General features: G+C 37.9%; 22 protein-coding genes. 3 read left to right on the top strand and 19 right to left on the bottom strand.

Translation table 11 applies throughout. The annotated features are described in order from the left end of the window. Positions 1-8: 8 nt before the first annotated feature. The 16 genes from OOZ15_RS09290 to OOZ15_RS09215 form a co-directional block, all read right to left on the bottom strand. Entirely contained in the window at positions 9-740 is a 732-nt protein-coding gene (locus OOZ15_RS09290) for an NAD-dependent epimerase/dehydratase family protein (protein WP_265956084.1), read from the bottom strand. Positions 741-1,132: 392 nt separating this feature from the next. Next, a complete protein-coding gene (locus tag OOZ15_RS09285; RefSeq protein WP_265956082.1) occupies positions 1,133-1,567 on the bottom strand; it encodes a GNAT family N-acetyltransferase in 435 nt (144 codons plus the stop codon). 196 nt (positions 1,568-1,763) lie between these two features. Then, positions 1,764-2,867: an AMP-binding protein gene (locus tag OOZ15_RS09280; protein ID WP_265956080.1), complete on the bottom strand. Its 1,104-nt coding sequence runs from the start codon at positions 2,865-2,867 to the stop codon at positions 1,764-1,766. 82 nt (positions 2,868-2,949) lie between these two features. Next, positions 2,950-3,930, bottom strand: a complete 981-nt coding sequence (locus OOZ15_RS09275) for a CPBP family intramembrane glutamic endopeptidase (protein WP_265956078.1) — start codon at positions 3,928-3,930, stop codon at positions 2,950-2,952. 10 nt (positions 3,931-3,940) lie between these two features. Beyond that, entirely contained in the window at positions 3,941-5,083 is a 1,143-nt protein-coding gene (locus OOZ15_RS09270) for an o-succinylbenzoate synthase (RefSeq protein WP_265956076.1), read from the bottom strand. Next, the gene (locus OOZ15_RS09265; RefSeq protein ID WP_265956075.1) at positions 5,084-5,761 is read right to left on the bottom strand and encodes a metal-dependent hydrolase; all 678 of its coding nucleotides are present in this window, start codon (positions 5,759-5,761) and stop codon (positions 5,084-5,086) included. A 109-nt stretch (positions 5,762-5,870) separates the two neighbouring features. After that, entirely contained in the window at positions 5,871-7,844 is a 1,974-nt protein-coding gene (locus OOZ15_RS09260) for a tetratricopeptide repeat-containing sensor histidine kinase (protein WP_265956074.1), read from the bottom strand. A gap of 824 nt (positions 7,845-8,668) precedes the next feature. Continuing rightward, positions 8,669-9,436 (bottom strand): LytR/AlgR family response regulator transcription factor, encoded by a 768-nt coding sequence (locus tag OOZ15_RS09255; RefSeq protein WP_265956073.1) that lies wholly within the window; start codon positions 9,434-9,436, stop codon positions 8,669-8,671. Positions 9,437-9,466: 30 nt separating this feature from the next. Then, on the bottom strand, positions 9,467-10,375 hold the full coding sequence (locus OOZ15_RS09250; RefSeq protein ID WP_265956072.1) for a 1,4-dihydroxy-2-naphthoate polyprenyltransferase: 909 nt from the start codon (positions 10,373-10,375) through the stop codon (positions 9,467-9,469). Between the two features lie 7 nt (positions 10,376-10,382). After that, complete coding sequence (locus OOZ15_RS09245; RefSeq protein ID WP_265956071.1) at positions 10,383-10,991, bottom strand: SPOR domain-containing protein; 609 nt, start codon at positions 10,989-10,991, stop codon at positions 10,383-10,385. A 29-nt stretch (positions 10,992-11,020) separates the two neighbouring features. Beyond that, positions 11,021-11,863, bottom strand: coding sequence for a 1,4-dihydroxy-2-naphthoyl-CoA synthase (locus OOZ15_RS09240; protein ID WP_265956070.1), 843 nt, complete (start codon positions 11,861-11,863; stop codon positions 11,021-11,023). 129 nt (positions 11,864-11,992) lie between these two features. Next, positions 11,993-12,826, bottom strand: a complete 834-nt coding sequence (locus tag OOZ15_RS09235) for a CvfB family protein (protein WP_265956067.1) — start codon at positions 12,824-12,826, stop codon at positions 11,993-11,995. A gap of 171 nt (positions 12,827-12,997) precedes the next feature. Beyond that, entirely contained in the window at positions 12,998-13,336 is a 339-nt protein-coding gene (locus tag OOZ15_RS09230) for a DUF2853 family protein (RefSeq protein ID WP_265956066.1), read from the bottom strand. 34 nt (positions 13,337-13,370) lie between these two features. Then, on the bottom strand, positions 13,371-15,146 hold the full coding sequence (gene menD / locus OOZ15_RS09225) for a 2-succinyl-5-enolpyruvyl-6-hydroxy-3-cyclohexene-1-carboxylate synthase (RefSeq protein WP_265956065.1): 1,776 nt from the start codon (positions 15,144-15,146) through the stop codon (positions 13,371-13,373). A gap of 197 nt (positions 15,147-15,343) precedes the next feature. Then, positions 15,344-16,471: a chorismate-binding protein gene (locus OOZ15_RS09220; protein WP_265956063.1), complete on the bottom strand. Its 1,128-nt coding sequence runs from the start codon at positions 16,469-16,471 to the stop codon at positions 15,344-15,346. Between the two features lie 8 nt (positions 16,472-16,479). Then, positions 16,480-16,899 carry a PaaI family thioesterase gene (locus OOZ15_RS09215; protein ID WP_265956061.1) on the bottom strand — a complete coding sequence of 140 codons (420 nt, stop codon included), beginning with the start codon at positions 16,897-16,899 and terminating at the stop codon, positions 16,480-16,482. 37 nt (positions 16,900-16,936) lie between these two features. On the opposite strand from OOZ15_RS09215, the gene OOZ15_RS09210 reads away from it, so the two are divergent. Continuing rightward, complete coding sequence (locus OOZ15_RS09210; protein WP_265956059.1) at positions 16,937-17,485, top strand: GNAT family N-acetyltransferase; 549 nt, start codon at positions 16,937-16,939, stop codon at positions 17,483-17,485. Positions 17,486-17,768: 283 nt separating this feature from the next. Here OOZ15_RS09210 and dnaK read toward each other — a convergent pair whose 3' ends face one another. Then, entirely contained in the window at positions 17,769-19,682 is a 1,914-nt protein-coding gene (dnaK, locus tag OOZ15_RS09205; protein ID WP_265956057.1) for a molecular chaperone DnaK, read from the bottom strand. Between the two features lie 140 nt (positions 19,683-19,822). Between dnaK and OOZ15_RS09200 the strand changes: the two genes are divergently transcribed. Together OOZ15_RS09200 and OOZ15_RS09195 are read left to right on the top strand one after the other, a co-directional pair. Further along, positions 19,823-20,431, top strand: a complete 609-nt coding sequence (locus OOZ15_RS09200) for an alpha-ketoglutarate-dependent dioxygenase AlkB family protein (RefSeq protein ID WP_265956055.1) — start codon at positions 19,823-19,825, stop codon at positions 20,429-20,431. A 215-nt stretch (positions 20,432-20,646) separates the two neighbouring features. Then, entirely contained in the window at positions 20,647-21,708 is a 1,062-nt protein-coding gene (locus OOZ15_RS09195; protein ID WP_265956053.1) for a vWA domain-containing protein, read from the top strand. A gap of 157 nt (positions 21,709-21,865) precedes the next feature. Here the strand turns inward: OOZ15_RS09195 and OOZ15_RS09190 are convergent, their stop codons facing one another. Both OOZ15_RS09190 and OOZ15_RS09185 read right to left on the bottom strand, forming a co-directional pair. Further along, positions 21,866-23,368: a DEAD/DEAH box helicase gene (locus OOZ15_RS09190; RefSeq protein ID WP_265956052.1), complete on the bottom strand. Its 1,503-nt coding sequence runs from the start codon at positions 23,366-23,368 to the stop codon at positions 21,866-21,868. 215 nt (positions 23,369-23,583) lie between these two features. Then, positions 23,584-24,207, bottom strand: coding sequence for a class I SAM-dependent methyltransferase (locus tag OOZ15_RS09185; protein ID WP_265956049.1), 624 nt, complete (start codon positions 24,205-24,207; stop codon positions 23,584-23,586). Between the last annotated feature and the right edge of the window lie 204 nt (positions 24,208-24,411).

The raw sequence follows: 24,411 nt of genomic DNA, 5'->3' as shown, positions 1-24,411 counted from the left end.
TGCTACTTTTAGTCTGTTGCCAATTTGAACAATTTAAAAGCATCTGCTTTTGGGGTATACCCTACTTTTTCTTTGGATTCTCGGATATCAAGCCTTTTGTACCTGTTATCTGAGATTGCATTGAGTACTTCGTGTTGAATGTTTTTTGTTTCAATGCACCCCATCAACAATTGATTAAAATCGTCCGGGTGTAAAAATGCACTCAAATCCCTGGCATTCATCGCTGTAAAATCTTTTGGGAATTCATAAGCTCCGATTCTTAAACAAATGGTGGATATCCCCTTGTTATAGGAATAGTAAGCTGCAAGAACTTCACCAAAACATTTTGATACTCCGTACAAGTTTTTGGGCTTCACCAACATATTTTTATCAACCTGAACATCCTCTGGATAAGACTCAATAGTTTGAGCACTACTAGCATATATCAGTCTTTTACAATTGAGTTTTACTGCTGCTTTAAAAATATTCTGCGTCATTTTGATGTTGATGTCAAGAACTTCATCCGATTCAGAAACAGGGTCAACAATCCCGGCTAAATGGATTACGGTATCTATCCCTTCACAAATTTTCATACAACTCGAAAAGTCGGTTAGATCAACTTTTTCGATTCTCACATGCTTAGGGAAAATCCCTTCAGTAACCTTTAAATCAGCAACTGTTATATCATATTTATGATTGAAGTTTTTTATGAAATACTCCCCTATTTTTCCAAATCCTCCTGTTATTAGAATTTTTTTCATGACTTGATATTTATTTATCTAGATGTCAAATATATCTATGTAGAAATAAAAATCTGTATCGTTTTAAAATTATGATTGAAAACAACAACGCGAAATGCTCAGCTACTTACTTAAAGTGTTATATTTCATACTCGATAGCCCGGAAATGTTTTCCGGGCTAGGCTTTGTTAATAGACGGATTGCAAACCTGTCTGCCGAACTTGCCTGACGGCAGTCAGGTAGGTAGATCCTCGTTATCAACTCTTTTCCGAGTTTTAAATTTTAAACCTTAAACCTTGCCCCCTTTACCCCAACGCCTTCTGTAAAGACGCTTCCCGGATAACCTTACCGTTTTCGGTTTTTAGTGCTTTCTCACCCTATTTTTTATATTCGGTATTAGCAAATGCTATTCATCAGCTCCCTTGTTTACTCATATTTCTATGGATTATCCCTGTTTTTTTTGATTTATAATCCTCACCATAATCTTGGAATCCAAATTTTTTGTAAAAATCAACTGCAGTTTTTCTGGCGCTTAATTTTATTTTATCCAATTCCAAGCTTGAGCATTGACTTAATAGTTTTGATAATATTTCGGAACCAATCCCTTTCTTTTGAAACTCTTTTTTTATGGCCATTTGAGAAATAATTCCTTGATTATTTCTAATGCTCAATCTTCCTGTTCCAACAACTTTATTTTCATTTAAACAAACTAAATGTTGGCTTTGATTTTCATAAGTGTCATTTATTAGTTCATTGGTATTATCCATACCGCTAAAGAATAATGATATTCTCAAATCAATCGCCTCTTTATAGTATTTACTTTTTTTGTCGATAAATATAAACTTCATTATTATCTTTTTATCATTGCACTTACAACTCGATAGCGCAGAAAAGCTTTCCGTACAAGGCATCGTTCATACACGGATTGCAAACCTGTCTTCCGAACTTGCCTGACGGCAGTCAGGTAGGTAGATCCACGTTATCAGCTCTTTTCCAGTTTATAAACTTAAAATTTTAAACCTTAAACTTTAAACCTTGCCCCCTTTACCCCAACGCCTTCTGTAAAGACGCTTCCCGAATAACTTTTCCGTTTTCGGTTTCTATAAAGGCATCGGTACAATAGATTTCCTTTGGGTTTTCGTATTTGTCAAGTTTTTTGAGACTTTTTATCTTTTTGGAAAGAGCTTCTGTGTCATATTTTCCTTTTTCGGCTTCAACAACCAGCACTAATTTCTCACCTAGGGCTTTGTCTTCTATTCCGTAGACAAAAAAACGTTCTTTGATAACTGCTGCGAGTTTTTCTTCCACCTGTTCGGGAATCAGTTTTACGCCACCGGAATTGATGATGTTGTCATATCGCCCCAACCATTCAAATTCATCAGCAGCGATCAATTCAACTATATCGTTGGTTACAATAGTTTCTTCAGCGATATAGGGTGCATCGATCACCAAACATTTTCGGTCATCTAGCCCTATTCTTACATTGGGCAGGGTCTTGAAGTGTGCGACCTCTATTTCTTCAGCAGATTTAAAATTATTGATCTGTTTGGCAGCGATATGCGTTACCGTTTCAGTCATTCCGTAGGTTTCATAAACAAAAGTTATTTTACCTTGAACGCTTTCTATCAACTCCTTGGTCACGGGAGCACCACCTACGATCAATTGTTTAATCTGATTGAGCTGTCCTAACGAATTATACACCTGCAAAGGGATCATGGCCGAGAAATCGTAGTTTTTTTCAATTTTCTGCATCGGATGCAGGCTGGGTTCTACCAGATCTATTTCCAAACCGAGGACCATAGCACGTACCAACATCATCTTTCCGGCAATATAGGCAGCCGGTAAACAATGAAGAGCGGAATCCCCAACGGAGATCCCGAAGAAATCCCCCGAGGCTACGGCCGAATTGACCATATATTGTTTTTGCAAACGAATGGTTTTTGGCGTTCCCGTAGAACCAGAAGTCCGCACATACAGATGATCTTTATCGTTCAACCAATCAATCAGGAAATCACCAACAGATTGCTCATAGGGCGCTCCTTCTTTTACGAAGCTATAGGCCACTTCTTTTAGGTCTTCCCTGCTGTAGTAGGTATTGTTTAGCCTAAACCGTAAATGGATCTTATCAAAGCTAGGTAGTTTTGTCACCGTTTTTTTAATTATTGAACTCATAAACGAGTCCATTCGTTAGTGCAATAAATTTAAAACGGTTTTTCCTGGAAACAAAGGTTTACAAGGTATTTGTTTCCGGTTTTTCATCAACCATTTCGAGGTTCTTTACTTTTTCTGGCATCAAAGGCTTCTCTATTTTCCCGGTTAATTTTTCTACCCAATCATTCCAACCGTATTTCAGGGAAAAGATGAGTATTATAATCGGGAAGAAAACCAAAACAGGAACTAAGACGTCATACCCCAGCACGGGATCGGATATATCTTTGTAGAGGGAGTGTGTTTGTAGGGCTGTCCAATCAGCAGTAACGAGCAAAGCTGCGGTTAAGTTGTTGGCCGCGTGAAAACCCAAAGCGAGCTCCATACCGTCATCCATCAAAGTGATGATTCCCAGAAAAAGTCCGGTTCCGATATAATACACCATAATGCCCCAGCCTAGTTTATCCACTTCCGGATTAGCACCATGCAATAATCCGAACATAAGCGAGGTAATCACCAAAGGCGCCCATTTGTTCTTCAGTAGTGTCCCCAAGCCTTGCATCAGATATCCCCTGAAGAGGTATTCTTCCATACTGGTTTGTATAGGAAGCATCACTATGGCGATAACTACCAAGATTAAAAAAGGGTATAATTTGAAGTTGAACTCATAACTTTCCGGGGATAACCATATATCAACAAAGACTAGTATAGTTGAAATCGAAGCCCACAACAGGAACGAAAACCAAATGCGTTTCCAGTCCACTTTTTTACGGGCGGTGGTCAATGCCCTGATGGGTTGTTGATGTCCGAATTTCACCCAAAGCAATAATACTAATAAACCAAAGGCAGGAGACAATAACATCAAGAAAAGCCCAAGATTGGGCTCCAACAAGCCTAGGAGTGCTGCAGTATCATTAGGATCTATTTCATCCATCTTGCCACTTAAAAATAAGGCAGCTCCCAATGGAATCTGTCCCATAAAATAGAAAAACACCACCAAAACAAGTCCAATGATATAGCGCGGAAATTTATACTTGTAATTAAAAGCTTGTTTTATAAACATAAATGTCTTTTTATAATATTGTGGATTGCCAATTCCATTCCCTTGACGAATTGTACTGCAAAGCACCGTTTTTTACTTCCAGTGGACTCTCGATATTATTCGTGAACAAACTCCCTGTCCCTAAACCTTGTGGCATGTTGTTGTTTAAGGTGTATGTCCACTGAGCAATGGCATTCAGCCCTATATTACTTTCCAGCGCACTGGTAATCCACCAATAGATGTTCATTCCTTCACATAGGTTGATCCACTCTTCAGCACCACGATATCCACCCACCAAACTCGGCTTTAAAATGATGTATTGTGGTTTAATAGTTTGTAGCAATTCTTTCTTTTTTGTTACATCAAAAACGCCGATTAATTCCTCGTCCAAGGCGATCGGTAAAGGCGTTTCCCTGCACAATGCTGCCATTTCTTCCCATTGTCCTTGTTTGATGGGCTGCTCGATGGAATGCAGTTCTAGTTCTGACAGTCTTCTGAGTTTGTCCAATGCTTCATTCGGCGCAAAAGCCCCATTGGCATCTACCCTTAATTCTATTTCTTTAGCTGAAAATGTTTTTCGAATGGATTGTAATAATTTCAATTCGGTTTCAAAATCGATCGCACCTATTTTCATTTTGATACACCCAAAACCCGCAGCTATTTTTTCCGTGATCTGTTCCCGCATAAAGGCTTCATCACCCATCCAAACCAAACCGTTGATGTTGATAGCCGCTTTTCCTGTACTAAAATCGGATGGAAATAATTGAAAAGGGGACCTTCTCACTAAGTGAGATTTAATATGACCCGACGCTTGCGTTGAAATGTTTTTTTGGGGAGGTTCCGATTTATACTTCGCGGTCTTTCCCTGAGGCTGTTGATTTTTCAAAGAAACAAAAGCCTGCTCCACCCCAAACTGAATGGACGGGAATTCTTTTAGTGCTTCCCAAAGTTTTTCTTTCCCCAGGGTGATATTTTTACAGGTCCAATCCAGTTTTTCTTCATAATCTGGTCGGTCATCAATGCTCAGCTTCCGTAAAATACCACATTCGCCAATACCATAGTGGCTTTGATCTTCTATAATGATAAACCATGTTTCTTTTTGAGTAAGCACCCCTCTGGAAGTTCCTCCGGGACGTTTAAAATTCAATACGTATCGTTTATAACTTGCTTTCATCTATAATTCGATACTTTCACCTATTTCGAGTAGCATCAGGTCTTTCCCGCTATTGTAAAATTGTTTTTTGGCATCTTCATGGTCGATTTCGATATAACCAAAGGTATCATAATGACATCCCAGCACCTTATCACATTCCACAAAATTTGATGCAATAATCGCATCTTTTATGCCCATGGTAAAATTATCACCAATAGGAAGGATGGCCAGGTCTAATTTCGTTCGCATGGGGATCAGTTTCATATCCATTGTCAAAGCCGTATCGCCTGCGATATAGATGTTTTTATGTTCGCCTTCTATAATAAACCCACCCGGTTGTCCGCCATAGGTGCCATCAGGAAAAGAAGAAGTATGAATAGCATTTACATATTTAAGAAGTCCGAATTCAAAATCCCAATGACCACCGTGATTCATACCATGAGTTTCAAAACCCTTATTTTCATAATAACCGGCAATTTCAAAATTTGAAACGACCATTGCTCCGGTGCGTTTAGCTATGGTTTCTACATCAAGCGTGTGGTCTCGATGTGCATGGGTCACCAAAATATAATCAGCCTTGATGGCTTCTATATCAACATGATTTGCTTTTTCATTTCCTGATATAAACGGATCTACCAACAGATGTACATCATCAACCTTTATTCCGAGACAGGCATGTCCGTAAAATGTAATTTTCATGTGTTTAAAATTTTTACACCGACCAAAATGTGCAATCCCGAAGCTTTGGGATGTTGCACACATGGAATCGCTGTGCTCCATATCTAATAAAAGCCTAAATTAATGAATTTTAATTGAAATAGAACCAAAAACGAACGCCTTGTACGCCTGTATCTATGTGAAGTTTGGAGCGAAGCTGATCGGCCAACCGGCTTACGAGATTCATTCCCATGGAATTGGAAGTGACCGCTACCGATTCTTCCGGGAAACCTATACCATCATCCATATATTCAAAGAAAATACCTTCCTCCCGCTTGAGATTGATATAAATATTCCCTTTTTTGTTGTTTTCAAAAGCATATTTGAAGGAATTGGATATCAATTCATTCAGTATCAACCCAATAGGTATGGCCCTATCCACATCCAGTTCTGTTCCTTTGGCATTGATATGCATACAAATATGATATCCTTCTTTTTTGTACACCGACTGTATACTGGCCGATAGGGATTCAATATATTCCTGCATCTCGATCACGGAAAGGTCTTCATTCTGATATAATTTCTGATGGATAAGTGCCATAGCCTTCACCCTACTCTTTCCTTCTTCCAAAGCACTGATCGCCGCCCGGCTTCGCGTATTTTTTGTTTGAAGACTCAACAAGCTGGAAACCATTTGAAGATTGTTCTTTACCCTATGGTGGATTTCCTTAAGAAGCGAATCTTTTTCCACCAATGAGTTTTCGATGATCATTTTCTGATTTTCAATCAGTCGTTTGTTTTTAATACTGATAATATAGGCCACGATCAAACCGATAACACAAACAACACAAAGTCCGAGTGCGGTCACACTGACATAAATGGTTTTTTCACGCTCAAGAATCTCTGCTTTATTTCTCTCTATATTTAAGCGTTGCCGCGCTATGGTTTCCTTCTGATTATTCAAATCAAACTGAACCAAGAGACTGAGCAATTGCTTCTTTTTGCTGTTGTAATCCAAAGAGTCTATCAGTTTTACATATCTTTTGAAAAACAAAGAAGCTGAATCCGGATTGCTGTCCTTTAAATGATAATTAGCCCTAAGCCGATTGTAGTTTACTGAATGTGATTTTACGATTTGTTGTTTGCTAACGATGCTATCAAGGTAGGCTTTAGCATACCTCAAGTTTCCCGTTTCGAGATAGCACTCGGCCAAATCCCCCCATAAATCTACCATCGTTTGGGAGTATCTTCCCATATCATATATCCTGGCGGCTGAAACACCCGTTTCCAAATAGGGTATTGCTTCTCTATACTTGTTTTGGAGCATTCTGCATTTTCCAAGATTGCTCTCTATTTGTCCTTCCAAAAAAAGTGCTTCATCAAATTGATCAGACGTTATTTTCTCATTATCCATTAGATAACGATTAATGCTGTGTTTAGCGGTTTCAATATTTTTGATCGCAGTAAAGATCGAACCGTCTTTAAGCAGATAAAACCCAAGATCGTTATAATATTTTGCCTTTTCATATTGATCCCCACTACTCTCCATAGCCTCCTTGTTGCTCATGATATATTCCATCATGGCCTGTCTATACAAACCTAGATCTGCATATATATCATAAAGCACAACGTCCTCTCCTGAATATTTTAGCCCCCTTCTCACTTCCAGTTGTTTATCATACAATTGAAGTGACCCATAGAGGTTATCCATTATTTTAAGAAGTCGGGTTTTGACATCCTTATCCAGCTTTTCATTTTTTTGGTAGAGCAATTCAGCTATTAAAATTCCCTTGTCATAGTTTCCAACATCATAATAAAGCTGTGATAAGACAGTTCTGTATTTGTAAATACTTACAGAGTCCTTCCTGATTTCTGCCACACTCATAGGTGAAGCAATAGAATCAAGCCAAGTGTAAACCGAGCTTACTTTGTATTTATCTTCAGTATTAAAAAAATAGTTGAATTTCCCCTGTGCAGTGGGTTGTTGCAGAAAAACCTCTAAGGGATCCTTTTCTTTTATATTGGTATTAGTCGATTGCGCATAAAAAGGCATTACTGCCATAAGCAACAATACAATAAAAAGCGTTTCTTTTTTATATTTAAGTAATTGTGACAATATGGACATTTATAAAACCCTTAAAGGTATAACATCTTTTAAAAAAAGCCTAAATTTTAGTTTAGGCTTTTCCAGACAGTTTATATAATAACCATTTCTCTAGATTATATAACTAACATCTTAACAGCAAGATAAACTTAAATCAAATTGGTAAAAAAACTAAATTTTTGTTGTGTGAAAAGCAAAAGTTGTTGTAAATCAACAGATAAGGTATGTATTATCCTCAAACACAGCTCAGTATTTTGGCTTTAAAGCAATAAAAAGAGAAGGATGTATCTTGCACAAACTGAAAAAGAGTCTTAAGGAGAACCTTAAAACTCTTTTCAGCAACATTATGAAACAAGTTGTCTGTGCATTAACCGACTTAATTATTAACAGGACGAACTTAACCCATATATCCCGGATAAAATAATTTTTGTTGTGAACTGTCCAATTCTTGTTGTGAAATGAACTATTATATGTTTTTGAAATACGAAATCTGAAATACTAAGTACGAAATTAGGAGTGTCAAATTGGAATTTAAACCCTCCCCTAACTCCTCAAAAGAATATGGATGCAAACTGGAAATTTAGTGTTTTTTCACTCTCCCCGCCCAAGGCGGGAGCTGGAGGGGGATAAAAAATAAAAAGAGCAATAGAAAACTAAAGCTCTTTTTACTAATTTACCATTTGTTAGGTAGTTGTATGCAATAGGTATTAGTTAAGAATCGGGGCAGTATCAATACATTAACTAACTGATGTAAATATATAGCCTTAGCTTGATATTAAAAAAAATATGTTGTCAACTGCTCCCTTTTTGTGGTGAAGTATACTATTAATGTTGTAAAAGGGGTTTTAAGAGTTCATATTGGAAAGTATAAACTCCCTAAATTCCTTGGAAATTGGGATGTTTTCTCCTTTAATCACAATATCTCTCGTGTTGATAGCTTCTATGTGATCTAAATTTACGATATACGATTTGTGAGCGCGATAGAACTGTTTGGGCGGTAATTTTTCCAAATAATCTTTTAAAGCTGAACGAACCAAAAAGGTTTTATCAACAGTATGAACCTCTAAATAGACGTTATCTGCCTTGACATATTGAATCTCGTCAAAAGGGATTCTGTAATAGTGTTGTGATTTTTTGATAAAAATAGAATTCCTCAGAACCGAATTCGATACCAATTTACTGTCATCCTCATCCTCCTCTTTTTCTATTTGTTTATTGGACAAGTATGCGGTTTCTTCATTAAAATTAGAAAGGGCTATTTCTATGGAAGTGAATAAATCCTGCTGTTCAAAAGGTTTTACCAAATATCCGTTAGGTTTTACCGTTTTGGCATTTTCAACAGTGGCTTTATCAGAATTTGAAGTTACAAAAATGAATGGAATACTGTAGTTTTCCCTAATGTGTTTCCCTAAATCTATCCCTGTTTTCTTTGATGCAAGAACGATATCAACCAAAGCAAGATCTACCTCATTTTTTTCAAGTGCTTCAACCGCACTTTCATAATCAACTACATTGGCTACAATTTCATATCCAATATCCTCAAGCATGGATTGCATATCGTCGGCGATAATGACATTATCCTCGATAATTAGAACTTTAATTGGTTGGTTCAAAATATGTTAGGGTTAAATTCTTCTTTAAATCTACAAAAAAATATTATAACTCAGTAAAAACAGTATGGCAAAGAAAAAGGTACTCAATGCAAGCTTCTTTAATTCAGGGTCTAATGTTTTTGCATTTTTATTAACATACACTCTTCTTAAATGTAGAATTATAGGTATGTATGAAATAAGAAACAGTAAATTTATGAGAGACCTATAATTAAATAATAAATATATAAAACCAAAGAACATGGCTAATATAAGAATTATATAATGATATTGTTTTGCTTTTCCAGCTCCAATTTTAACCACAAGTGTGTGTTTTCCGGCTTTTTTATCGCTTTCCATGTCCCGCATATTGTTCAGGTTTAAAACCCCAACACTCAGAAGTCCGATGGAAAAAGCGGGCAACAGCACATCAGGGTTCATGTTTTGGGTATATAGAAAGTAAGATCCCGCAACACTCACCAAACCGAAAAATATAAACACAAAAACATCTCCAAATCCGCTATAGCCATATGCAGAGTTTCCTACCGTATATTTTATGGCAGCCACAACAGCAGCGATACCCAGTAAAAAGAAGAAAAGGGAATAGGTGAAATTATTGCCCCTAAAAGCAAAATAGATCAAAACAATGGCCGATATGATCGTTAAAACAACAGTCACAACAATGGCACTCAACATTTCTTTGTTGGTAATCACCCCACTTTGGATGGCTCTTACTGGCCCTACCCTATCCATGTTGTCTGTTCCCTTAACTCCATCCCCATAGTCATTAGCAAAGTTGGAAAGTATCTGCAAGCCAACGGTGGTTGTCAAAGCAAAAATAAGAACGTAGAGATTGTAATACCCTTCTGAAAATGCTATGGCAGAACCTACTATGATTCCGGAAACAGAAAGTGGTAATGTCCTCAGCCTGGCGGCTGATAGCAGTGTTTTAGATTTTGTCATTAAAAAATTAAAAAGCCTCTTCTATTTTTATTCGTTTTCCATCTTTATAGGATGCTACAAAAGCATCGTTAAACCCTAAATCGACCAATTCTTTTCTAAATGTTTTGGCGTCGTCCAGAGAAGTGAAATTGCCAAGGGAATATTTGTTGTATGGTTGGTCTCTGTACTGACTGATATTTCGCAACTCTTCTGAATACAGGGAAAGATCTTTGTTTTCCAGTGCTGCTATTTGAACAGCATAAATTACTTCTTTATCAATATTCCTGTAATCAATTTCGTCCAATTGATGGTTTGAGTTTTCAATATGACCTTCTAATTGTGATATCTGATCTTTATAAGATTGTAGGTCGTTCTTATCGATCAGCATTTTGTTCTGCGATTGTAAAAGCGAATCGTTTACATATACCGATGGCTTTACAAAATACAAAAGTACTCCAACAAACAATACAGCAATCAAAGAAACGGATGTCCACCTGAACACATTTCTGGAACGGTGAATCCTATCTTTTTCTTCTCTCTGCCTTCTCAATTCATTCAAAAGCTTTTCCTCGGAAATCTCTTTAGATTCGATAACCTTATGCAGGTTAACTAAGTGATTTTCATCAATGTAGGGCATATCATGAATTTTTAATTAAACAATCATTTTTATGGAATCCATTTTATATTTTTAAAATCTGGTTTCCTTTTCTCCAGAAATGCGTTTCTTCCTTCTTTAGCTTCCTCCGTCATATAGGCCAAACGTGTCGCTTCACCTGCAAATACCTGTTGTCCTACCATACCATCATCGGTTAGGTTCATCGCGAACTTTAACATTTTTATAGAAGTCGGTGATTTTTCCAGAATTTCCTGAGCCCATTGGTAGGCAGTGTCTTCCAATTCGTCATGTGGAACTACAGCATTGACCATACCCATGTCAAAAGCCTCTTGGGCAGAATAATTCCTTCCTAAGAAAAATATTTCACGTGCTTTTTTCTGTCCCACCATTTTAGCGAGATAAGCTGATCCGTACCCACCGTCAAAACTTGTTACATCGGCATCGGTTTGTTTAAAAATGGCGTGTTCTTTACTGGCCAAAGTCATGTCACAAACCACATGTAGGCTGTGTCCGCCTCCAACGGCCCATCCGGGAACTACGGCAATAACCACCTTGGGCATAAAACGAATCAAACGCTGTACTTCGAGAATATTCAAGCGGTGCATCCCATCTTCTCCAACATATCCTTGATGTCCGCGGGCACGTTGATCACCACCACTACAAAAGGAATAAACACCGTCTTTTGTAGAAGGCCCTTCAGCTGACAGTAATACAACTCCTATACTTGTATCTTCCTGTGCGTCATAGAACGCTTCATACAATTCACCTGTGGTTTGTGGTCTGAACGCATTTCTAACATTAGGTCGGTTGAAAGCGATTCGGGCTACTCCATTTGATTTTTTATAAGTAATATCTTCAAATTCCTTAACAGTTTTCCACTGCGGTACACTCATACTTTTTGGTATTTCCCCCAAATGTAAGAGATATCTGTTTTACTTCTAAACAAATCGAATGGTTTTTTGGGTCTTTTTCCCATAAAAAAGCCCTGATCTTCCGTTTTTATACGAAGATTTAAGATTTTTTTAAGAAATAAGATGAATTCCATCATCTTTAATAAGCAATTGACGGTTTTTGTAGAGTATGCCAATGGCCTTTTTAAAACTCTTTTTGCTCATGCCCAAAATTGCTTTTATATCCTCCGGATCACTTTTGTCATGCAGTCCTAAAAAACCATTGTTACGTTTCAAGGCATCCATCACTTTTTGTGATACCGGTTCAAGATTTTTATAACCAATAGGCTGCAAGCTGATATCCACTTTATTTCCTTCACGGATTTTCTTTACATAGCCCTTTTGACGTCCTCCTAATTTCAAGTCATGAAAAATCTCATTGTTATACACTAGGCCCTTGTGTTTTTCATTGATAATTACTTCCACCCCTATATCGGTAAAACGGGATATGATCAAATCCACTTCTTCATCTGGAGTAATTGTCAGTTCTTCATTGCTTAAAAACTGATTCGTTTTGCTGGAACCCACCATTCGGTTGGTTTTTTCATCCAAAAACGCATAAACAAGATACCATTTCCCGGCTTCCATTTTTCGCGCTTGCTCTTTGAAAGGCACGAACAATTGTTTTTCCAATCCCCAGTCTAAAAAAGCCCCTATCCCACTTGTTTCTGCTACATGTAAAAGGGCAAAGCTGTTTTTGGTTATTTTTGGGGTCAATGTGGTTGAAACCGGTCTTTCTTCGTGATCCAAATAGCAAAAAACCGTTATGGTGTCCCCTATTTCATAATCGTTTGGGACATATTTGTTGGGCAAGAGAATATCATTTCCTTCTTCATCTCCCAAAAAAAGTCCTACGGAGGTTTCCCTCAGTATTTCCAGGGTATTGTATTCGCCTATCTGTATCAAATCTTTCTTGTTTTATAACCGCTATGCAAAGGAAGTGATTAATTATTAATTTTTGAGCATAAAAAAGACTGTCTTAAATATTACGTGGTTTTATCAACCTAAATATCATGCCAAGGGCAATCAAATCGATCAGTTAAGACAGTCTTCTGAAATTTATTTACGAAAAATGATCTAGTATATAGACTCTTTTTTGAAGTGTTTTACCAACAAGTAATACACAACAGCTCTGTACTTGTTTCTATTGGATTTTCCATATTTGTCGATAACGGAACCAATAGCACTATCCAAAGCTGCAGAATCCGACAGTCCTAATTTTTTAATGAGGAAGTTCTTTTTAATTGTTTCAAGCTCTTTTTCATCTGATCCTGAAACTGTAGAAGCGTCTGCATTGTAGATTGATGGCCCAAGTCCAACTGTGACTTTAGTCAACAAATCCACGTCAGCAGTAACACCACATTTTTCTTTTAAGTCGGCGGCATACTTAGAAATTAACTCGTCTCTTTTACTCATGATTTAAGTTTTTGATTAATACTAGTTCTTAAATTTATTGATTTTTACCTAAAAAACTAAAATAATTGAGTAAAATTTCATCATTAATTGTTCTAGGGGTGAAAATTTCGAGTAAAGAAGGCCTTGAAGTATCGTCATAAAAGCCTGAAAGTGCTACTGTTAAATCTTTTTCACTATCTACAACCATGTATTTTATATTATGTGTCTCACAAATACCTTTTGCGTTCAACTTATGAATCGTTTCAAAATATTTGTCAAAATTTTTCGAATCCTTATGACCTGGAAGGATTCTGAAGATACCTCCCCCTCCATTGTTGATCAATATGATTTTGAAGTTTGACTTCAAATAAGTATTCCACAATGCATTGCTATCATAAAAGAAACTCAGGTCTCCCGTTACAAAAACAACCGGTTTTTTTGATACCACCGACGCCCCTACAGCTGTACTTGTACTTCCGTCTATCCCACTCGTTCCCCTGTTGCAATATACCTCAAGCGTTTCGTTCAACTGAAACAATTGTGCATAGCGTATGGTCGAACTGTTACTCAAATGTAATTGGTACTGCTCTGGAATGTTTTTTAATATCCTTTCGTAGACCTTTAAATCTGAATATGGTATTTGTGTCACATATTCCTTATGCGCACTACTCCTTTTGGCTTTTATCTTGAGCCAATACTGTAGATATTCACTCTTTTGAGGTTTCATCAGTTTGAAGAAAAGCTCAAAGAAGAGGTTTGGAGTGGTTTTAAAATGCTTTTTGAGACAATAAAAAGTATCATATGCCTTTTTAGAGTCGATATGCCAATGGTGTTCAGGTTGATATTTCCTCAAAAAAGCCTTTATTTTTTTGGAAACCACCATTCCTCCAAAAGTCAGTAAGATTTCAGGTTGTAAATCCTTGAAATAATCCACCCCATCCTTTATTTTTTCCAAAGGCGCTATGATCTTGTCGATATTCGGAAAGAAACGATGGTGATGTAAATTGGATGTTGTCTCCGTAAAAACCACAACCGATTCGTCTTCAGCTATTATATCCAAAAATTGCTGTTCGAGTGCATTCGGCGGATTGACCCCTACGAGTATCATTTTCTTTTTCGCCTTGTTCCAGATATCAGCATAGGCTTGTAGCGATTCATCACTCAGTCTTTCATAACTCTTCTCAGGTTGTTTTACCTGTGGAGTCACAAATTGGGTGTCAGTCATTCCGTATAAAGGCTCTTCAAATGGAATGTTGATATGTACTGGCCCTTTTTCTTCAAAAGCCGTATTGATCGCCTTGTTAAGTTCGTCTTCGTTATAGCCCTGTATGCTCTTTTGAAGCTGGGTGGGATTGATGTACTTATCCAGTTTTGGCAAATTTTTACCCTCGTTCAAAACTTTTTGATCATCCCCCCTAACATCCTGCTTTAGGTTAACCGAATACAAAATATGCCGTTCAAAGACATGATCCTGCCTTATGGTTTGTCCATCCCCTATATCGATTCGGTACGGAGGTCTGTCTGCTGATAAAATCACCAATGGAATATCGCTGTAAAACGCTTCGGCTATGGCCGGATAATAATTGAGTAAGGCAGAACCCGAAGTACACACCACAGCCGTGGGTTGCTGCAATTGCTGCGCCATTCCCAAAGCAAAAAAGGCGGCACTACGCTCGTCGACTATACTGTAGGTCTTAAAAAAGTTATTTTCTGTAAATCCGATAGTCAAAGGCGCATTTCTACTACCCGGAGAGATTACAATATGCTGAATTCCTTTCGCTTTGCACAAAGCAACGACCGTTTGTGCCAACGGTATGTCTGAATATGTCATATAAAACTAAGGTGGTTATCGGAGGGCAAAATTACTGAATAAAGTCTGCTTTTCCGAAAGTCTTGTGTTTTTAATATAAATGCACAATAGGTTTCATATATTTTATTTTACCCTCACTCCGAGTGCCCTGACATTTCTTTCCAAAAAACATCACAATGCACAAAAAGCTATTATACTTTAAAGAAGCCATGTAATATTTATCCTTTTAAAACATCCAACATGGTTCGTGTTTTGTCTACGGTTTCCTGCCATTCCTGTTCTGCATCAGAGTCTTTGGTGATCCCGCCACCAACATATAATTCCAGTTTTTTATTTCTATACTGCATGCAACGTAGATTAACGTACAATCTGGAAACTGTTTTTACCGATACATACGCGTTGTTTTCTACATTACGTCGGTTGGGGTTCCGCTTTCGGATTTCTTTTAGGTTGAGCTCTCCCAAAAAACCAGTGTAGAATTCGCGCCTATAATTTTCGTTCTCCAAAATAAACGCTCTTGCTTTTTCTTTCGGAAGTCCGCAAACTGCAGGGGTTGGATGTAAAGTGTAAAGCACTTGCTCAAGATTTGAATGTCTAATTAGGTTACCTGTAATTTTCGTTTTTAAGTGAAGTAAACTCCCGGCTCGTACTGTTTCAACATCAGAAACCGAAATATTTTTAACCAATGACTGAATATTACCTACGATATAATCGGTTACAAATTGTTGTTCCTGTCGTTCTTTTTCACCCCATAGTACATTCATCGATCCTTGATATGACTGAGTTGATGCCAGTGCCATAGTTTGAAATTGGTTGTTTTTTACCTGCAACAGTGTCTCAGGGGTAGCTCCTATCCACATCCCTCCTTTTGGATGATACCAGACATAACAAAACGCCTGTGGATATTTGGTAACCAGTTTTTTAAAAACCGAGAGCATATCAAATTTTTCAATACCTATTTCTTTTTTTCTGGAAACAACCACCTTTTTCGTTTCTGAATTTTCAATGGCAGTAATCGCTTTTTCAACCAACTTGATATGTGATTCCTTAGCCTTATCATCTTCTATTTCAGAAATGAAAGCAGAGACACCATTTTCATAGGTTTCAACAAGACATTGTATTGTTTCTGATGTGTTTTGAGGAATGAGAATCGCCTTTTTATCGGCTTGAAAAGGAGCAAAAGCAAAACCGCTTTCGGTATAGTCTTCAACAAAAAACAAATCATCGTTATGTTGCAATAAACCATTGATATTTCTATCGTCCGGTTTCCTGTAAACCACAAACGGAAGCTCATTTTTTAAATGTGATGCAAGCTTTTTAAAAAATTGATCTGCAGCTATCGTCATAAACTATTTTATTTCGGCAAGGCAATAGTGGTGAGTTTACAGAGCGATATCAGGTTATCGGATTCATCCGTTATCTTTATTTCCCACAATTGCGTCGTTCTTCCTTTGTGGATTATAGAGGTTTTAGCATAAATCACTCCGTCTTTAACACTTTTAAGATGATTGGCAGAAATTTCAATCCCGCGGATAAAAAACTTGTCCGTATCAAGAAAAATATACGAAGCGGCACTCCCAACACTTTCAGCCAAAGCAACAGTGGCCCCACCGTGAAGCACACCATCCGGTTGATGAACACGGGGCGTTACCGGCATTTTGGCCATCAGATAGTCCTCTCCTATTTCAGTAAATTCTATGTCAAGTGTTTCCATCAACGTGTTTTTACAACGTTCACGAATAAGCGCCAATATTTTTTCTTTATCAGGATGCATATCTCTAAATTTGATTTGTAAAAATACAACAACTATCATGAATACACCCACCTTGGAAAATGAAATCGTACAGCTTGCTCCGCTTACGCTGGAAAATTATAAAAATCTATATACCATCGCTTCTGAAGACAAACTCGTACAATATTCTCCTTCAAATATTTCCACTTTACAAGCGTTAACGCAGTATGTAAAAAAGGCTTTGGAACTCCAAGAAGCGAAAACTGCCATTCCTTTTATTATCTACGACAAAAGAGCAAAAAAATATGCCGGATGTACGCGTTTTATGAATATTGACTGGGACAATAAGGTACTTCATATCGGTTCGACATGGATTGGCAGGGAGTTTCACGGTAACGGACTCAACACTGCCATGAAAAACTTGATGATCAATTATGTTTTCTACAAGATGGGATTTGAAAAAATAGAATTCAGGATTGACGAACGCAATATCCGTTCCAGAAAAGCCGTGGAAAAATTAGGAGCCCAACTAGAGGGTATTCTTCGCAAAAATGTCTACTTATTGGATGGTTACAAAAGAAACACCTGCTGTTATGGTATTTTAAAAGAAGAATGGCTTGCTCGATAAGAGAAGTTTTAAGAATTTTTGTGATTTTCTTAAGCAACCTTTAGTTCTTTTTGCATCGTATATGTACTAATACTAAATGATATGTTATGGATACAGTACTTATACAAATAGGAATCTTTGCAGCCCTCCTTGGTATAGTCATCTGGCTGATTAAAGAAGTTGGCCTTTATTTACTTAAGAAAAATAATGATTGATAAAAACAAAAATCCCCGGCAAACACCGGGGATTTTTTATAACTACTGTCTTTCAACTTCTGTCTCCTGACTTCCATCTTCCGACTTATTTACTTCACTTCTTCAAAGTCTACATCCTGTACATCTTCTCCTTCTTTAGAGTCACCCCCGGCACTACCTTGAGCGTCTCCTGCAGCTGCATCACCATTTTGTTGTGCTTCCGCTTGAGCTTTGTACATTTCTTCAGATGCTACTTTCCAAGCCTCATTGATTTTGTCTAATGCAGGTTGAATAGTATCTACATCTTTAGTTTCGTATGCTTTCTTCAATTCTTCCAAAGCATCTTCAATCGGCTTTTTCTTATCGTCAGATAATTTATCGCCAAATTCTTTCAATTGCTTTTCAGTTTGGAAGATCATGGCATCAGCTTCATTGAGTTTATCAACTTTTTCCTTAGCCTTTTTATCCGCTTCAGCATTGGCTTCAGCTTCCTTCTTCATTTTCTCGATTTCTTCTTCTGTCAATCCTGAAGAAGCCTCGATACGAATGTTTTGCTCTTTGTTTGTTCCTTTATCTTTAGCAGAAACATTGATAATACCATTGGCATCGATATCAAAAGTCACTTCAATTTGAGGAACTCCTCTTGGTGCTGGTGGGATTCCGTCTAAGTGGAAGCGTCCGATGGTCTTATTGTCGGCTGCCATTGGTCTTTCTCCTTGCAACACGTGAATTTCCACTGATGACTGACTGTCTGCCGCTGTAGAGAATATCTGCGATTTTTTAGAAGGAATGGTCGTATTGGCCTCAATAAGTTTGGTCATTACACCGCCCATGGTTTCAATACCCAAAGAAAGTGGGGTAACATCCAATAGCACTACATCTTTCACATCACCGGTCAACACTCCACCTTGAATAGCTGCACCAATAGCAACAACTTCGTCTGGGTTTACTCCTTTTGATGGTTTCTTACCAAAGAATTTCTCAACAGCTTCTTGAACTGCAGGAATCCTTGTTGAACCACCCACTAAAATAACCTCATTGATATCGCTTTTAGAAAGTCCGGCGCTTTTCAATGCTTTTTCACACGGAGCGATGGTTCTTTCTACCAAATCAGCGATCAATTGCTCAAACTTAGAGCGTGTCAAGGTTCTCACCAAGTGTTTAGGACCACTTGATGTAGCCGTAACATAAGGCAAGTTGATTTCAGTTTGGCTTGCAGATGACAATTCGATTTTTGCTTTCTCCGCAGCTTCTTTTAGACGTTGAAGCGCCATAGGGTCTTTCCTAAGGTCGATATCCTCATCTTTTTTAAATTCTTCTGCCAACCAGTTGATGATCTTTTCATCTACATCATCCCCACCAAGGTGAGTATCTCCGTCTGTTGAAAGTACTTCAAAAACGCCATCTCCCAATTCAAGGATAGAAACGTCATGTGTACCTCCACCAAAGTCGAATACCACGATCTTCTGGTCTTCTCCTTTTTTATCCAATCCGTATGCCAATGCTGCAGCTGTAGGCTCGTTGATGATTCGCTCTACTTTTAAACCTGCGATCTCTCCGGCCTCTTTTGTAGCTTGACGCTGAGCATCGTTAAAATAAGCAGGAACGGTAATAACCGCCTGTGCTACATCTTGTCCCAAGTAATCTTCAGCAGTTTTCTTCATTTTTTGAAGAATCATAGCCGATAATTCCTGAGGTGTGTATAAACGCCCGTCTATATCTACACGGGGTGTATTGTTGTCTCCTTTTATAACTTTATAAGGTACTCGTCCTGCCTCCTTTGCAGATTCAGAGAACTTATTACCCATAAAACGTTTGATTGAATATATGGTTTTATGAGGGTTGGTTACCGCCTGACGCTTTGCAGGGTCCCCCACTTTAATTTCTCCTTCATCAACAAAAGCAATGACAGAAGGTGTCGTTCTTTTTCCTTCAGCATTAGGTATAACAACCGGTTCGTTACCTTCCATTACGGAAACACAAGAGTTGGTTGTTCCTAAGTCTATTCCAATAATTTTACTCATGTTTATATTTTTATAGTGTTTGAAAATTCTTTATTTCAATCGCAATACAAAAGTCAATCTTTATGCCATGACCAAAAAAATGACAAACTGTCATAAACAAGAGACAGCCCTGACGAATTGATTATTTTAGCTGATAAGAAATGAAACTATTCGATATCCATACCGATCCCAATCAGAATTTACTGCCATATGACGGTATTGTGAATTATTACGGAAATGTGATTCCTCATGTGAAGGCTTCCGATTTGTATGATTCTCTTCTGAATAGCATTACCTGGGAGCACGACAAAATCATTCTTTTTGGAAAACAGATCGTTACCAAACGAAAAGTGGCCTGGTATGGGGACAAACCGTTTACGTATACCTATTCAAATATAACGAAGCAAGCCCTCGAGTGGACAAAAGAGCTTATGGAGTTAAAACAGCTAATCGAAGAAAAAACCGGAGAAACCTATAATTCCTGCCTGTTGAATCTCTATCACAACGGAAGTGAAGGCATGTCATGGCACAGTGACGACGAAAAAGAACTGCAAAAGAACGGTGCTATTGCGTCATTGAGCTTAGGTGCGGAACGAAAATTTGTCTTTAAACATAAAAAGACCAAAGAAAAAGTGGCTGTAACACTGGAAAACGGAAGTCTTATCCTCATGAAAGGCATAACCCAAACCCACTGGCTGCACAGCCTTCCTCCCACTAAAAAAGTGAACAGTCCACGTATCAATCTAACCTTTAGGACTATTGTTTCTTAAAACTACCCCTTAATACACTAAAAGGACATCAATTTTGAGCAAGTTTAAAAATAGAAAGTGTCACCTCGATCATTATCAATGATTCAAAATATATTTTGAATTGAAGATACCAAGCAAAGCTTGTCGAGAGGTTGCTTTATAAAACATTTAATCAAACTGATATAATTTTAATTGCTTTGTACCGTTAAAACAGCAGAACAAAAAGCAGTTAAAATATGAAACTAATAAAAACAGCATTAAGCGTATTGTGTCTAATCGGCTTATTTTATGCCTGTAGTTCGTCGGATGATGACTTTGGATCAGGTCCCGAAGTAGATAAATGCCTCGGACTTGGAGAGAATCAATTCAGGCTTTCCATTCAGGAAACTTTTACAGCCTTACCCGGAAAAGTATCGATTTTCTTTAAGGTAAACGACATGGATGGTAATCCTGTTCCGGGATTGACCGCCAGCAATTTTAATATTTTCGAAAAAGGGAGAAACGACAATTGCTACAAACCTATTTCCCCTTCGGAATCCAACGGACGTATATCGCCTAACTCACAAGTATTCAACACCAACACCCTTTTGGTCTTGGATTTGAGTAACAGTGTGTTGAGCACCAGCCTTGAGGAGCTGAAAACCGCTTCTGTAAGTTTTATTGATGAAGTAATGCCCGCCACACCCGATGAACAATTCAGAATGGCTATTTATTGGTTCGACGGAGAAGATGCCTTACACGAATTGAACCCACTGACCTCCAGTAGCGAAGAACTTAAAGCATCGATCGATAGCATCACGGCAGATATAAGTGATGACCCTTCGACCGATCTTTACGGAGCTGTAATAAAAGCAACCGATTCGGCTACAGCTATCCTAAAAGAAAATGAAGATAATGATATTTTGGCGGCTTCTTCCGTTGTTGTTTTTACCGATGGAACCGATCAAGCAGCCCGATATAAAGAAAGTGATGCCATCAACAAAGTGAATAATGCCAATGAAAACATTTCGTTCTTTAGTATTGGTCTAGGAAGCGAAATCGACGAAAATGTCTTGAAAGCCATCGGAAAAACCGCCTATGCGGTTGCCGAAAACAAAGAAGAACTGGAAGCTACCTTCCGACAAATTTCACAAAATGTGGCCGGACAAGCACATAGTTATTACCTCTTTGAATATTGTAGTCCGAAAAGGGATGGTAGTGGTGTTAACCAACTGGTGATCCAAGCTGTAAAAGGTGAAGAGCAAGGAGCAATCGAATCAGAATTTGATGCTACAGGGTTTACCTCAGGTTGTGAGTAAGACATATTAAGTGTTTACCAAAACAAAAAGCCCAGTAAATCATGAGATTTACTGGGCTTTTACTTTCTATCTATTGTTCTTGCGAACCTTGCGTATTGTATTTCTTTGCGCTCCTTGCGCCTGCCTGCCGGCAAAGGCAGGGTTAAATTTTACTTTTTTACTGATATTTTTTAACGATATTCATTCGCAGTTTTCTGAAATAATCTTCTGCCAGCCAATCCCTGTAGTTCTTCGTACTCTTACTGATACAATAGGAATACCGTTTGATCCTACTCTCAATATCGTCTTTTAGCTCCATGGCCAACATACGGGCATCATAGGCATCTTCGCTGTTTTCAACACACATTTGGGTATGTTGTTTTAAAGATTTTTCCAAAACGGTTTTCGATCTCAAGCCTTTTTTGATGCTTTCATCATAAACATCTTCAATATCAAAAGTGACGTCTTCAGTTTTACCGAACATCTCCCTTATTTTTTGAGGCATCTCGTAAACGAAATTACTTTCAATCTCTTCATCATCCTTGATGTTTTCCAAATAAAAATCAGGATATCTGAAAATATGATGCCAGTCCACCGGTTCGCTCCACAAACCAAATCTCGCCACATTATTCCCAAGGTCAATCACCTTAAATTTGTTTTTATTTGGCAACACTCGCGATCCCCTTCCAATCATCTGGAAATAAAGGGTCAACGAACGAGTCGCCCTATTCAGAATAATGGTCTCTACGGAAGGTTCATCAAATCCAGTGGTTAAAATACTTACTGAACTCAAAATGGCGTCAGGAGTGTTTTTGAACCATTTTAATATTTCTTTACGTTCTTTATTGCTATGCGTATTATCCAAATGTCGCACCGGATAACCGGCTTCCCTAAACATTTCATACACATACCACGACGTATTGATACCATTGTTGAAGATCAATGTTTTGGTTCTCTTGGCTTTTTCTTCATAAGCATACAAGAGCTTTTCCTGCATTTCAAAATTCGAATACAAAGCTTCAGACGATTTTACAGTATAATCTCCGTTAATCCCGACTTTAAGAGCACTTAGTCCTACATCATAGGTAAATGTTTCCGCTTTTGCCAAAAAACCTTTTTCGATCAATGTTTTGATTGCCTCTCCAATGACAAGTTCGTTATAATTATCCTTCATCGGAAGTTTGATGTTGGAACTGAGCGGTGTCGCTGTTACCCCAAGTATAAAACTATTCTTAAAAAAGGACAGTAATTTTCGGAAAGAATTATAGTGTGCTTCATCAATAATAACCAAACCTACATCATCAATCTCCAGCTTTTTTTCATTAAGTCGGTTTTTTAAGGTCTCCACCATCGCCACAAAACACATATATTCATCCTGATCGGGCAATTCCTTCACCTTGCTGTTGATGATCTTGTTCTTTACTTTGAACTCTTCAAGCATTTTTGAGGTTTGCTTACTCAATTCAATCCTGTGGGTGAGCACCACTACCTTTTTTTGGGTTTCCTGAATATATCTTCTTACAATCTCGGAAAAAATAACCGTCTTCCCTCCTCCCGTAGGTAATTGATAGAGAAGGTGGTAATTGTGAGGCTTGTTGTGGATGCGTTCAAAAATCTGGTCTATCGCCCCTTTTTGGTAATCGTAAAGTTCTTTTTCTTCTTCTTCTCCAATAGCAAACATACGTGTGATTAATGGTAATCGGTTAAGCGAACAAAGTTAATTCGTTTTAACGATAATGTGAAATTATAAAGTTTAAAAGTTTGTGAAGGGTATGGAGACCGAGGTTGGAAGCCGGAAGTCAGGGGTGAAAAAACCCTCCCCAACCCCTCCAAAGGAGGGAAGAAATCAATATGGTATGGCGCTGTTTTTTTTGGAATTTGTTACTTGGAATTTGTTCATTCCAGTTTTTTCAACCCAATAAACCGATCTGTTACTTTTTCGATCTTAAATCCCCAATGCTTGGCGATATATTCAATGGTTTTCTTTCGGTAGAAAAAAACATGAGTGGCATCATTTCGATATTCCCATTTCTCAAAATCAATACTTTCGCTATAAAGCAAAGTCATAATTAGTAGCCTCCCTCCTAACTTCAGCAGTTTATACAGCTTGTCGATTTCCTCCTTCGGGTTAAAAAAATGTTCAAAGACCTCACAAGACACAATATAATCATAGGTATTGTCCAATAAAACGGTGTCCGGTTTGAAAAACGGATCGTATTGTTCGATATGATACCCATTATCCTCAAGCATTTTTGATATGACCGGTCCGGTGCCGCAACCAAAATCCAATCCGAGGTGTTCTGCTTTCTGCTTTTCCAGTACGTAATCGGTAATGGGCGAAGTAAAATTTTGATACCGCACATCGTTCACATCGTTATTATGGGTTTCATACCTCGCTTTTTCTACCTCCAGTGACAGATAGTCTTTCTTGTCCTTTACGATCGCAAAACAGGTACTGCAATTATAATAACCTTCATCTATTTCTTCGGTAAGTGTGGTGTCGCAAAGCGGACAATTCATAGAAACTTAAAGTGTTTTTAGTTGGTTGACAGTAAACATAGTGATTTTTATTTGGAAGTTGGGTGATCAGTGTTGAAGGTTGAAAGTTTAAAATTTAAGATTGAAGATTTGATCATGGGTTAATTGGAGGAATTGGGGGATTTGGAATTTTACCTGCGTGAGGGATGGAGCGGCATGTCTGAGCTCGCCCAGAGCCCTTGCGGA

The sequence above is a fragment of the Galbibacter kalidii genome (assembly GCF_026241135.1).
GTDB lineage: Bacteria > Bacteroidota > Bacteroidia > Flavobacteriales > Flavobacteriaceae > Galbibacter.
Note: the sequence above shows the minus strand (reverse complement) of the source record. Positions and strands in the feature narration are given on the sequence as shown.

Excerpts from the sequence above, each read along its gene's own strand:
- OOZ15_RS09250 (WP_265956072.1), bottom strand. The coding sequence starts at position 10,375 with ATGACAAAATCTAAAACACTGCTATCAGCCGCCAGGCTGAGGACATTA.
- OOZ15_RS09245 (WP_265956071.1), bottom strand. The coding sequence starts at position 10,991 with ATGCCCTACATTGATGAAAATCACTTAGTTAACCTGCATAAGGTTATC.
- OOZ15_RS09210 (WP_265956059.1), top strand. The coding sequence starts at position 16,937 with ATGAATACACCCACCTTGGAAAATGAAATCGTACAGCTTGCTCCGCTT.
- OOZ15_RS09200 (WP_265956055.1), top strand. The coding sequence starts at position 19,823 with ATGAAACTATTCGATATCCATACCGATCCCAATCAGAATTTACTGCCA.
- OOZ15_RS09265 (WP_265956075.1), bottom strand. The coding sequence starts at position 5,761 with ATGAAAATTACATTTTACGGACATGCCTGTCTCGGAATAAAGGTTGAT.
- OOZ15_RS09285 (WP_265956082.1), bottom strand. The coding sequence starts at position 1,567 with ATGAAGTTTATATTTATCGACAAAAAAAGTAAATACTATAAAGAGGCG.
- OOZ15_RS09290 (WP_265956084.1), bottom strand. The coding sequence starts at position 740 with ATGAAAAAAATTCTAATAACAGGAGGATTTGGAAAAATAGGGGAGTAT.
- OOZ15_RS09230 (WP_265956066.1), bottom strand. The coding sequence starts at position 13,336 with ATGAGTAAAAGAGACGAGTTAATTTCTAAGTATGCCGCCGACTTAAAA.
- OOZ15_RS09190 (WP_265956052.1), bottom strand. The coding sequence starts at position 23,368 with ATGTTTGCTATTGGAGAAGAAGAAGAAAAAGAACTTTACGATTACCAA.
- OOZ15_RS09220 (WP_265956063.1), bottom strand. The coding sequence starts at position 16,471 with ATGACGATAGCTGCAGATCAATTTTTTAAAAAGCTTGCATCACATTTA.
- OOZ15_RS09240 (WP_265956070.1), bottom strand. The coding sequence starts at position 11,863 with ATGAGTGTACCGCAGTGGAAAACTGTTAAGGAATTTGAAGATATTACT.
- OOZ15_RS09260 (WP_265956074.1), bottom strand. The coding sequence starts at position 7,844 with ATGTCCATATTGTCACAATTACTTAAATATAAAAAAGAAACGCTTTTT.
- OOZ15_RS09185 (WP_265956049.1), bottom strand. The coding sequence starts at position 24,207 with ATGAATTGTCCGCTTTGCGACACCACACTTACCGAAGAAATAGATGAA.
- dnaK (WP_265956057.1), bottom strand. The coding sequence starts at position 19,682 with ATGAGTAAAATTATTGGAATAGACTTAGGAACAACCAACTCTTGTGTT.
- OOZ15_RS09270 (WP_265956076.1), bottom strand. The coding sequence starts at position 5,083 with ATGAAAGCAAGTTATAAACGATACGTATTGAATTTTAAACGTCCCGGA.
- menD (WP_265956065.1), bottom strand. The coding sequence starts at position 15,146 with ATGACATATTCAGACATACCGTTGGCACAAACGGTCGTTGCTTTGTGC.
- OOZ15_RS09195 (WP_265956053.1), top strand. The coding sequence starts at position 20,647 with ATGAAACTAATAAAAACAGCATTAAGCGTATTGTGTCTAATCGGCTTA.
- OOZ15_RS09215 (WP_265956061.1), bottom strand. The coding sequence starts at position 16,899 with ATGCATCCTGATAAAGAAAAAATATTGGCGCTTATTCGTGAACGTTGT.
- OOZ15_RS09275 (WP_265956078.1), bottom strand. The coding sequence starts at position 3,930 with ATGTTTATAAAACAAGCTTTTAATTACAAGTATAAATTTCCGCGCTAT.